Here is an 11,573-nt window from a genome sequence, read left to right on the forward strand (position 1 = left end):
GACACGGCGGATGCGAAAGCATCCGCCGTTTGTCGTTTGCGGCCGTCCCTCATGGGCGAGCCCTGCCGCCGGGATCAAGGTGTCGGGTTCAGGCCTGCTCAGGCAGGACGACCGCCTGGCCTGACAGGCAGCGAGATCTGTGCGGGAGAGCCCGTCGCGGCATTCCCGCCGATCAGCCGGCGGATGCCTGCGGCGAGGATCGTGGGTCCGACGCAGAAGAAGAAGAAGTCGAGGATCTTGTAGCTGCCGTCGCGCGCCCACTGCAGCAGCAGGACGACGACCCAGAAATGGGCGCAGAAAAAGTAGATCGACACGTCGCGCCGGCAGAACCAGTGGAACATCCTCCCGTAGAAGGCGCCCACCAGCCCCAGCGTCACGACCACGCCGGCATAGCCGAGGCTGATCCAGCCATCGCCGACAAGCGAGGTGGTGCGCGAGGCGAACCGCCCATAGGCCTGCAGGTTGACGAGGTTGATGGGCGAGCCCACGGGCTTGTCCGGCCAGAAGGCGCGCGGGATCGGCTGGGTGAACACCCCCAGATATTGCGTGAAGTACGAGAAGGTCCCGCTCGCATCCGGCACCTTGCCGACGACATAGGCCAGAAACTCGTAATTGGCGAAGTCGGGATGATTGCCGAAGGAGGATTGCGCCAGGCTGACGTCAAGGCTGAAGTCGCCGGAGAGGATCGCGTTGCGGTTTTGCCCCACCACCACGAACACGATCAGCCCGAGGGCGAGCAGCACATAATGCCGCGCGCGGAACCGGGTCTGCCGCTGCAGATAGCCGACCACGAGCACGGCCACGAGCGCGCCGATGATCAGGGGCCAGCGCTCGCCGAGTTGCAGGGCCACGAACAGGCAGAAGACCATCGGGAGATATGACCACCACCGCCCACGCATCAGGACGATGAGGAAGATGGCGAACGGGAACGCCATGTACCGCGCGAACAGGACATAGGCCGTCGTGTCGGTGAGAAGGCGGGCGCCGGTCGTGGGGTCGATGGCGATGTTGAGCTTGCTGAGCTCGAACAGCACGTCCGTGTCGTAGGCCTGCCGCATGGTGAAGGCCAGAAAGAAGGAATAGGCGATCAGAGGCGACAGGATCAGCGCCGAAAGCCCGAATGACAGGACATCGGCCCGGCCCACGGGCGGCAGGCTGAGCGTCGGAGCTATGGGCCGAAAGCCGAGCGCCGAGACATAGGCGGTCACGAAGGCGAGCAGGCCGATATCGGACACCAGAAGCGTCCGCAGGAACACCTCGTCCGGCGGCCAGTAGGTCATGAAGATGAATTCGGAATCCAGCCCGAACAGATGGACCGCCAGCGGCCGCTGGACGAAGACCATGAAGTGGAAGGCCAGATAGATGAACAGCCCGGAATAGACATTGGCGTAGCCGCGCCGGAACAGCACCGCGCACAGCCCGAAGAACAGCAGAGTATGCGCCGCAAGAGACAGGCCGATCATCGCATCACCGGCCCGCTGGGCTCGCGTCGGCTGGACGAAGGCGGTGCAGGGACATTGCAGACCCCGTCCAAAACCGGCAGGCCGGATCGGCGCGCCGCTTCTTCCAGCGGGTGTCCGAACAACGGCTGAGTGGAGACGATGGCAAGCGCCTCAAGGTCATGGGCGTGCGCCAGCGCGCCGAGTTCGTCCGCCGTCACGGCACCGGTCACGAACGTGCCGCGAGCCATCAACGCGAGGTCATCGAGCGTGCGGCCGAGAACCGTTGGCTCGGTGCCCTTGTCCAGGCTCGAGAGAACCTCGCGGAGGCGAGCGAACCCTCTGGGAGAACCGCTATCGAGGGTGATAAAGCCGATGCGGCGGTACAGCCCTGGCTGATACATGGCCGGGTGGCTGTCGGCGCTTAGGCAGGTGGTCTGGAGGCCAGGCCAGGCCCTTGTGGCGAAGTCCTCCGCCGCCCGGTCCGGTGCAAGAAACCGGCGGATGCGGGGGAACCTGCGCTCCCAGGCGCTTCTCCACGCCTGCGCCGAAAGGCGATCTTCGGATTGGTTCAGCAGGTCGCCTCCGGCCAGCAGCAGATCCACCGGGATGATGTCGCACAGCAGATCGATCACCTCCGGTCCCACGGCACGAGGATCCACCACCTCGACCGCGGCCGGGGAAAGCTCCCGCAGGAACGTCGCCAAGGCTGCGTCTCCGTTCTCCAAAGCAACCGTCATCGTCTGCGGCAAGCCCCCGGATGGATGTCGCACCCGCACCACCACCCGTCCAGCGTCACGCCTCGTTTCCACGAGGAGAGCCTTCCGGCCTTCGGCTAACAGCCGCCGGCCGCGCGCCTGTGCGACCTCGCGCAGCGGACCGGGACCCGTCACCAGGAGAACCGAAGCGGCGTCCTCCTCTAGAAGCGCGGTTTCGAGGCGCGAGCGCGCGGCCGCCAGCGGGTCTGCCGCAAGGAAGGCCGCGGTTTCCGTGCGGTATGAGGGGAACCGCCGCTCGAGCACGGCAAGATTCCTCACGACGAGCGCGCGCTTGCGGCCCCGGAAGGACAACGAGCCGGCGTGGCCGACATAGACCCCCGTCGCGCAGACATTGCGAAAGCCCGCCGCCCGCGCGCGCAGGCACCAGTCCACGTCTTCAAGATAGCCGCTGTGGTAGTCGCCGGAGAGGGGCCCGATGGCGACCCGGCATGCGGACGTGACGTACAGGCAGAAGCCGATACCGTTCGGCAGGTCGACCACGTGATTGGGGTTGGTGCGGGCCGCAGCATCATGAAGGCGGCCGATCTCGCCCGCCGACGGCAAAGGATTGACCTCGAACGGACGGGGAAAGCTCGTCAACTCGCCATTGTTCGACAGCGGCGTAACGGTGCCGATGTCCGGAGACAGGCGCGCCGCCTCCCGCAGCCGGTCCAGCGCGCCGGCAGGGATGAGGGTATCGGCATTCAGGAGCAGGAGATCGCCCGGTCCAGCCGTTTCCAGCGCCCGGTTGACCGTGCCGACGAAGCCCAGATTGACCGGGTTGTGCAGCAGTTGCACCCGAGGATGGCCCGCGAAAGCACCCAGCACCTCCGCCATTCCGGGGTCGGGCGCGGCATCGTTCACGAGGATGAGCCACCGCTCCGGATCCGCTTCGATCTCCGGCATCAAGGCTTCCAGGCACGCCCGGGTGGCGCCGGGATCGTCATAGACGGGCACGATCACCCAAAGCTGCGCTGCGCATTCCTGGCCGGGCGGCGTGTGCGAAACACGCGACACGTTGGAGCTCCGGTGCAGCCCCGGCACGTCCACGGGCTCCGGCTCACCCTCTCCGGAAGACGCCAGCACGGCCTGCAGATCGTCGGGTAGCTGGATCAGGAGGGCCGCCGCGCTCCGGGTGCCCGACGCGAAGGGATGGGACGGCTGCCCCGCGATCTCGATGACGACCGTTCCCGCAGGGCCGCGGAGCTGGAGACGCAGCTTCTGCCCGGCCGCCCAGGCGGCCCAGCCTTCCATCGCCACTCCCACGCGATCGAGCTGGACGATTGGAGCGTCCGGTGTGCCGAGGCGGCCGAGCGTCTGGAGGAGCACACCCGGATCGGTCTCGTTGCGGATCAGCGCCCGGGCGGCGATGCGTGCCATCTCCTCATCGCCCAAAGCCAGCATGCGGCGGTTTGCGGCGCGATCTTCCGGGGCGAGGCGAAGGGCGGCAAGGAGATCGCGGACGGCCTCGTCCGTCCGGCCCCTCATGCGCCAACTGTCGGCCCGCAGCACCAGATGGGTAGGGTCGGGGCGGGCGGCGATGCGGCACAGCCGGTCCGACAGGCGAAAGGCCTTCGCACCGTCTCTCTTCTGCAGGGCCTCGACCGCCTGCGCGGCCAGTTCGGAGGCGTGGGCGCCTTCGTCCAGCAGCCGAAGCGCGCCAAGTCCGCCCTGTGCTTCGGCCAAGATCCGGCCTAGCCGGCGCCGGCCTTGCCCCGGAACACGCGCACACGGCCGGTGGAACGGGGCGCGGCCTCGACGGCGGCGACAGGCCGCACGGCCGGGTTCTGGCGTGGGGGCTTGGACTCTGCCGCTTCGGTCAGGCTGAGCCGAAGCCCAACCAGAGGCTCCTGCCGCGTCGGGCCGGAGAGCTGGACCTTCGGACCCTTGCTGCGGGAGAGCGGCGAGCCAAGGAACAAGGCCTCGGCCACGATCTGCTGACCGGTTGCACCCACCAGTTCGAGTGCGATGCCCGTGATAGGCATGGCCTTGCCGCGGCTGCCGACGAACGTGCCCAGATCCTTCAACCCGGAACTTGCCGGGTTTCGGGTGCCATAAGTCACTGCATACCGAAGCTTCGCGCCGGGCGGGCAGGACGGCCATTCGATGGCGATGCCTTCGATGCGCGACGGTGCGGAAGGACCGGCAAGCCATTCGTCGGGACCGGCGGTCACGTCACCGCGGCCCGCCACATGGCCCAGCACCCTGACCTCCCCACCGCCCGATGCCGGCAGCGGCGGCAAGACGGAGGCCTGCACGCCCTCCTCCTCCTCGTCATCATCCTCGTTGCCCACGAGGTCGTCGGTGAAGGTGATCTGGTTGCTGGGGCGCTGCTGGGTCAGCTTCGCAGGTACCGGCGGCACCCCTTGCGTCAGCGTCTCGATCTCGACCGAAGCCGCCACAGAGCCGCGCGGACCTGCGGGCATCACATTGACCGCGATCTGGCCGGGTGCCGTGCTGCGGAACACAAGGCCGGTGCCGGGCTGCCACAAGGTGGCGTCACGCGCATCGGGATGAAGGATGGTCGTGATGGCGCGCTCGCTGCCGGGTGCCGGAGCAATGCTCACGCTGGGCGGATTGGCCCTGTCATTGGCGCTGGCATAGCGCACCAGGAAAAGCCCCTTGCCCACATCGATAATCTGTTGCCGCGCCACGTCAGAACCCCCGCACCGACCTCTGCCTACCCTATACGATGTAATCCCGCGCTTCCACGCCTGTGGCGGTCCGGTCGCTCCCCGGCGCGCCAGCCAGCAGGCTCGACCGGGCTTCACGCGCACGCGGCGGCCATGCAAGCGCGGAAAACGGCGTGCCATCAAGAGACAGGGATGGACTGTAGAACCGGTCTGCCAGCAAGCCATCGCCCCAACGGGCCCGGAGAGCATCCCGTTCGCGTGCGAGAAGGGCGCCTGGCCCGCCGCCGACCGGCACCGAGACCGTGACCGTCGCGTGCGGCGTCAGCACCGAGCGCCAGCCCTTGCGCCCCAGCCGCAACCCAAGATCCGCCATGTAGAGGCCGACCGGGAATCGTGCGGCGTCGAACCCGCCCACCTCCAGGAACGCGTCACGCCTGAGACAGACCACAGCGCCACCGACCGCGCTGCAGGTGCGGGCCGTGCGCAGCATGTCGGCATAGCCCGGCTCGCCCGCGAGATGATCGGTGAACGCCGGGGCCACGGCAAAGTCCGGTCCTGAGACCAGGCCGGCACCGGCGATCATCCCGTCAGGCAGGACCGTCAGGGGTGCCGCAAGCGCGGTGCGGCCATGGAGGCGCTGGAGGATTTCATCGAGCCAGCCCTGCTCGCCGCCCAGCACCACGTCATGGACCAGGCACACCTGTTCGGTTCCGCAGGATGCGATCGCCGCGTTCCACGCCCCTGCCGAGGGCAGCGGACCGCTATGGGAGAGAAGGCGCACACCTCCGGACGCAAGGTGTGGGGCGACAGCGGCGAGGGCGGCTTCCGCCGCAGCGGAGTGGACGATCAAAATGGGCCCGTTGCCGCCCGTTTCTGCCACGACCGCGGCAATGCAGGTGCGCAGGCGAGCCGGGTTGGTGGCCATCAGCACCATTGTCACGTCCCCGGCATGGGAACGCCGGGCGACACGCAATGCCGGCATGGCGCCGGGTTGGGCGTGCTGGATCCGCGCGGCCACGCCACGCTCGCGCAGGTGGGCGGTGGTTGCGCCGGCCAGTTGATCGGCGCCCCTCCGCATCGCGTCGGGTGTCAGGCGTGCCACGGGCTGCGGCAAATGGAGGATGTCGGCCCCGTCGGCGGCCGCGTCGAGCAGGGACGTCAGCACGCGGAAGCTGGATGCCGCACCCTTGTCCACGGCCGCCTGAAGGTCCCGCTTGCGCAGTGCGAAGACGCGCGCGCAATAGCCCTGTTCCAGCACGCGTTCATAATCGAACGCCGTGAAGGCCAGCAGCATGGCGCGGCCATGTTGGCTGTCCATCTCAAGATCGCCATAGGCCGCGTGAACGTCCGGTGCCCCGTGCAGCGTGGCCGCGAGGTGGCGCACCGCCCCCGGCAGGAGGCGCGCGCCTGCGGGGCACAGGACCACGACGGCATTGTCGGGGACCCTGCCCAGCGCGGCTCCCATGGTCTCGGGCGTGAACGAGCAGATGCCATCGCCCGCAGCCCCCAGCACCGGGACGTCTTCTTCACCGACAGATGCCTCCGTGACGGAGAGATCGCCGTCGCCGGTCGCGATCACGGCCAGGGGGAGGACATCGTTCGGCGCAGGCGGAAGCGGGAAGCGCGTGCGCCAATGTGCATAGAGATCGAGCGGCACCGAGCGCGGGAACAGCCGGTCGAACAGTTCCGCCCGGACATGCTCCGTCTCGTCGGCCGGTGTTCCGGCCAGTGCAGCGCGCAGGCCATCGGCATAGGCCAAAGTCGCGACGGGACTGCCGTCCAGTTCGCCGCCGGCTTCGTCGAAGAAGTGGACGCGCCTGACCACGCCATCCGCGAAGCCCGCCGGCAGGTGCAGGTCGAAGCCGCGGAGCGGGCGAGGCTCCCGTCCGATCACGGCGTGGGTCCACCGGCTCGGCCGCACCCGCACGGCAGGGACGCCCTCGACCCTTGCTTCCACGAAGGTGTGGGACGGGCGGTTGATGCCGATGGTGCCCGAGAAGCGCAGTCCCCCCAGCCAGGAAACATGCCCGCGCCGGTGGGGATCGGCATCGGGCTCCAGAGGGTCTTCCGCGAGCAGGATCGCGGGGCCGAGGGGTTCTTCGGTGTTCGCGAGGCGGGCTCCCGCCTGCCAGACGCCTGCGAGATCGGCATCCCGCAGCATGAAGCTGAAGCCGTGTCCCTGCGCCGGGTGGTCCGGCTCCAAGTCCGGCACGTTCTTTTCGGCGCGCGCGAGCCTCAGCGGCACGCCGTCGAGAACCAGTTCGACGACAAGTACCCGTTCCGGTGCGTCCGGGAGGAATGCGTAACCGCAAAACAGCCCGGTGGCGGCGCGACTGAAGCGGCTTTGTAGCGCGCTCATATCGCGCTACCGGCAGAGAACAAGGATGGAACTGCCGCCCAGCACGCGCACGGAAAGGTCCGGCGCCATCCGTGCCGCAACGCGCCGCAGCCAGCCTGCCATGCGCGTGCGCAGCCTCCGGCCGGGCGCCCCGGGTGCGGGATAGGTGTAGAACCAGTCGACCACCTCGAACCCGCAATCGGTCAGGGTCGCCAGCGCGGTTTCACGGCTGAAATAATGGAGATGCCCGACCTTTTGCCGGGCGTGGAGCAGCGGGCCGGAGGCGCGCAGCACCGTCTGCACCGACAGGTCGAGCGGAATGTGAAGGATGTGCAGTCCTCCGTGGCGACGCAGCCCCCGCAGGAAGCCCATATAGTCTTCCACATGCTCCACCACGTCCATGGTGAGCAGGAGGTCGTGGCGGGCGTCCGTCTGCAGCAGATCCTCGAAGCGGAAGGTCAGGCGCTCCCGGCTTCGTTCGGTACATCGCGCGAACGCCTGCGGCGAAATCTCGTAGCCGGTAAGTTCCGCCTCGGGCATCCTGGCCGCGAGTTCAACAAGGATCATCCCGCCACCGCAGCCCACTTCGGCCACACTGCGCGGCGCAAGGCCGTGAGCGCTGACCATGCGCAGCACATGGGCTGCCTTCCAGGGCGAGTCTTCCTCGTGCCAGCCGGGATTCTGTTCCAGGTAGCGGCCGTCCTCGTAGACCGAGCTGGGTGCCGGAGCGCTCATCATGCGGCCGCCAGGAAGCCGCGGTATTCACCGAGATAGTGATCGTATTCCAGCCTGTGGTCGAAGACGAGGCGGCTCATCACCTGCGCCTCGTCTGCGCTGGCCTGACCGTCCAGAATGGCCTGGATTCGATGGGGCTTCGGGCCGTGGAAGTGCAGGATGGCCGCGCGGCTGTTGATGCCCTGGAACGGGCGCCAGTTCATTTCCTCGCCAAGCGGCTCCCAATCGTCGCGGAACAGCAGGTTGAGCATGGACTGGTCGAAGCTCTGGTGCCGCCGGAAATAGAAATGGTTCCGGCGCAGGAGGTCGATCATCTCCGGCCTTCGCGCGGCGAAACCGGCGCTGTTCAGGATCATGACCCCACTGTTGAAGCCCTGCTGGCCCTTCTCGCCATCAGTGGTGGCGGCCTCCGGGCACGCAGCCAGCACGCGTGGCGAGGTGAAGAAGGGCAGGGGATCCGCGCAGAACATCACATCGCAATCGGTGTAGAGGAAGCTGTCCTCCTCCACGTAGTCCGGCGCGATCAGCCTCAGAAAGGCTCCCGCGGCATGCTCGGGATGATAGGGAGTACCGGCATTGGCCGAGATCACGGCCTCGGAGAACAGCTCGTCGCGGAACGGCACGCGCGCGCGCACAATGTCCACGCCGTTGCGTTCCAGCCAGCTGATGATGGGTGGGGTCTGGTCTCCGTCGAACAGGCAGAGCGGCTGCAGGGAGGTGTGGGCCCGCGCCGAAACCACCGCGACCTTGATCATGTCGGCGAACCAGCCGGCCGCCCGCTGGTCGAAGCTGAACACCCAGCGTCTTAGCGGTGCAGCGTCCTGCATCAGCGTTGTCCTGCTCCGGAAGGTCTTGATGGGTACGCGCTGCAGGCGTAAGCGGCAAGTCCCGTCTGCGATATGAAACCACAGATTGCAGTGCTTGTTGAAAGGGCAACCCCTAATATTGTCATCCAAATCTGGCTTGCAGAAAGCATAGTGGCCGCATAGGACTTATGAATAGCGTGCACGGGTGCGGGATTCGGGCATAGCATTCGACTAGATCTTTATTGATGCTTCACGCCGTCGGAAGATGATGATCTTCCTTGGCTGGTTGATCGTGCGGCCTCTGTGTTGAGGAGTGGATGTTGAATCCGGTTCAGCTGATCAAGCCGAAGCGCTTCGGAGACGACCGGGGCTGGTTCACCGAGGTCTACAGCGAGAAGGCATTCGCCGATCGCGGCATCCAGGTCCGCTTCGTGCAGGACAATCATTCCCTCTCGCGGCCCGTCGGCGTGCTGCGCGGCATGCACTTCCAGACGCCGCCTCACGGGCAGGACAAGCTGGTGCGCTGCGTGCGCGGCCGCATCTTCGACGTCGCGGTGGATGTGCGGAAGGGATCGCCGACCTATGGCAAATGGGTTGGCGCGGAACTGTCGGCCGAGAACGGCCACCAGCTCTTCATCCCCATCGGCTTCGCGCACGCCTTCGTCACGCTCGAACCGGACACCGAGGTTACCTACAAGGTTTCGGACGTCTACGCGCCGGACTGCGATGGCGGCATCCGCTGGGATGATCCGGCCGTCGCCGTGCGATGGCCGCTGCCGCAGGGCGTCGAGCCTGTGCTGTCGGGCAAGGACACGGTGCTGCCGACGCTCGCGGAGTTCGACAGCCCCTTCGCCTATGACGGCAACCCACTCGAAGAGATCGACGCCTGACGGAGGCTCCACACATGCGCATCCTCGTCACCGGCGGCGCCGGCTTCATCGGATCGGCCCTCGTCCGCAGGCTCGTGCCGCAGGCGGGCTATGAGGTTCTCAACTTCGACAAGCTGACCTATGCGGGCAGCCTGTCCTCGCTGCAATCGGTCGAGAACGCGCCCAACTACCGCTTCGTGCAGGGCGATATCTGCGACGCGGCGGCGGTGTCGCGCGCCATGGCCGAGTTCAGGCCCGACGTGGTGGCGCATCTTGCGGCGGAGAGCCATGTCGATCGCTCGATCGACGGTCCCGGAGCCTTCATCCAGACCAATGTTGTCGGCACTTTCGTGATGCTGGATTGCGCGCTGGCCTATTGGCGCACGCTGCCGGCGGAGAGGGCGGAGGCGTTCCGCTTCCACCACATCTCCACCGACGAAGTGTTCGGCTCGCTGGGCGAAGACGGCTATTTTACCGAGACGACGCCCTACGATCCGCGCTCGCCCTATTCGGCGTCCAAAGCCGGGTCCGACCATCTGGCGCGGGCGTGGGAGCACACCTACGGCCTGCCGGTGCTGGTCACCAATTGCTCCAACAATTACGGGCCGTTCCACTTCCCGGAAAAGCTCATCCCGCTGATGATCATCAAGTGCCTCGCGGGCGAGGCGCTGCCGGTCTACGGCAAGGGCGACAACATCCGCGACTGGCTGTTCGTGGAGGATCATGTCGCCGCCCTGCAGGCGGTGTTCGAGCGCGGCGTGCCCGGAGAGACCTACAATATCGGCGGCAATTCGGAGCGCACCAATCTGCACGTGGTGGAGACGATCTGCGCCGCGCTGGATCGCCACCGCCCGCGCACGGACGGCAAGGCTTACCGCGAGCAGATCAGCTTCGTGGCCGACCGGCCGGGGCACGACCAGCGCTACGCCATCGACGCCACCAAGATCCGCGACGAACTGGGCTGGGCGCCGGCCGAGACCTTCGAAACGGGGATCGAGCACACCGTGCGCTGGTATCTCGACAATGAGGGCTGGTGGCGCGAGATCCAGTCGCGCAGCTATTCCGGCGAGCGCCTCGGACTGAAGAGCGCCTGAGCGATGGACGTGCTCGTCACCGGCGGCGCCGGACAGGTCGGACTGGAGCTCCAGCGCTTCGCCTGGCCGGATGGCGTGCATGTGCACGCACCCACGCGTGACGAACTGGACCTGACGCGACCCGACGCGATCGCCGCCTATGTCGGTGCGCGGCGCTGGGGCGCCATCATCAACAGCGCCGCCTACACCGCCGTCGACAAGGCCGAGAGCGATGTCGCGGCGGCGTGGGCCATCAACGCTCTGGCACCCGCGGCGCTGGCGCACGCCGCCGCTCAGGCCGGGACGCCGATCATCCAGGTGTCGACGGACTACGTGTTCGACGGCAGTAAGGACGGCTTCTACACCGAGGACGACCCCGTTGCGCCCATCGGCGTCTACGGCGCGTCCAAGGAGGGCGGCGAGCAGGCGGTGCGCACCGCCAATCCGCGCCACGTCATCGTGCGCACGGCCTGGGTGGTCAGCGCCCATCGTGCCAACTTCGTGAAGACCATGCTGCGCGTCGGTGCGGACCGGCCTGTTCTGCGCGTGGTCGGTGACCAGCAGGGCTGCCCCACCAGCGCGGCGGATCTGGCGGCCGCTCTGGCCACCATCGCCCTGCGCGCGGCGGGCGATGAGGCGGCGCCCTTCGGCACCTATCACTTCGTGAACGAGGGCGGCACTACCTGGGCGGATTTCGCGCGGGAGATCTTCGCGCAGGCGGCCGCGCGCGGCGGACCGGCACCAGAGGTCGAGCAGATCACCACGGCCGAGTACCCGACGCCGGCACGGCGGCCGGCCAATTCGCGGCTTTCAACAGACAAGATCAGGGACCGGTTCGGGGTGCAGCCCCGGCCGTGGAAGACGGCTCTCGGGGACATCCTCGCAGAGCTGATGGATTGAACGGCGCGGGCGGGCGCCGGGG

At 67.5% G+C, this 11,573-nt stretch carries 9 protein-coding genes; 3 read left to right on the forward strand and 6 right to left on the reverse strand.

The window, feature by feature from the left end:
- Positions 1-98 precede the first annotated feature (98 nt).
- From SCD90_RS06825 to SCD90_RS06850, 6 genes are read right to left on the reverse strand one after another with little or no spacing between them, the layout of a single operon-like run.
- On the reverse strand, positions 99-1,463 hold the full coding sequence (locus SCD90_RS06825; protein ID WP_319843900.1) for an oligosaccharide repeat unit polymerase: 1,365 nt from the start codon (positions 1,461-1,463) through the stop codon (positions 99-101).
- A complete protein-coding gene (locus tag SCD90_RS06830) occupies positions 1,460-3,883 on the reverse strand; it encodes a glycosyltransferase family 2 protein (RefSeq protein WP_319843901.1) in 2,424 nt (807 codons plus the stop codon). The genes SCD90_RS06825 and SCD90_RS06830 overlap by 4 nt, the downstream gene beginning before the upstream one ends.
- Positions 3,884-3,891: 8 nt before the next feature.
- Positions 3,892-4,851, reverse strand: a complete 960-nt coding sequence (locus SCD90_RS06835; protein ID WP_319843902.1) for a hypothetical protein — start codon at positions 4,849-4,851, stop codon at positions 3,892-3,894.
- Positions 4,852-4,882: 31 nt separating this feature from the next.
- Entirely contained in the window at positions 4,883-7,189 is a 2,307-nt protein-coding gene (locus tag SCD90_RS06840) for a hypothetical protein (protein ID WP_319843903.1), read from the reverse strand.
- Positions 7,190-7,195: 6 nt separating this feature from the next.
- Positions 7,196-7,906, reverse strand: coding sequence for a class I SAM-dependent methyltransferase (locus SCD90_RS06845; RefSeq protein WP_319843904.1), 711 nt, complete (start codon positions 7,904-7,906; stop codon positions 7,196-7,198).
- Entirely contained in the window at positions 7,903-8,730 is an 828-nt protein-coding gene (locus SCD90_RS06850) for a glycosyltransferase (RefSeq protein ID WP_319843905.1), read from the reverse strand. Before SCD90_RS06850 ends, SCD90_RS06845 begins: the two co-directional genes overlap by 4 nt.
- A 296-nt stretch (positions 8,731-9,026) precedes the next feature.
- Here SCD90_RS06850 and rfbC point away from each other — a divergent pair, with 296 nt between their 5' ends.
- The 3 genes from rfbC to rfbD are packed head-to-tail and all read left to right on the forward strand — an operon-like array spanning position 9,027 to position 11,551.
- Entirely contained in the window at positions 9,027-9,599 is a 573-nt protein-coding gene (gene rfbC / locus SCD90_RS06855; protein ID WP_319843906.1) for a dTDP-4-dehydrorhamnose 3,5-epimerase, read from the forward strand.
- Positions 9,600-9,613: 14 nt separating this feature from the next.
- Entirely contained in the window at positions 9,614-10,672 is a 1,059-nt protein-coding gene (gene rfbB, locus SCD90_RS06860) for a dTDP-glucose 4,6-dehydratase (protein ID WP_319843907.1), read from the forward strand.
- A gap of 3 nt (positions 10,673-10,675) precedes the next feature.
- Positions 10,676-11,551, forward strand: coding sequence for a dTDP-4-dehydrorhamnose reductase (gene rfbD, locus SCD90_RS06865; protein WP_319843908.1), 876 nt, complete (start codon positions 10,676-10,678; stop codon positions 11,549-11,551).
- The last annotated feature ends 22 nt before the right edge of the window (positions 11,552-11,573 follow it).

The organism is Terrihabitans rhizophilus (assembly GCF_033898525.1).
Lineage (GTDB): Bacteria > Pseudomonadota > Alphaproteobacteria > Rhizobiales > Methylopilaceae > Flaviflagellibacter > Flaviflagellibacter rhizophilus.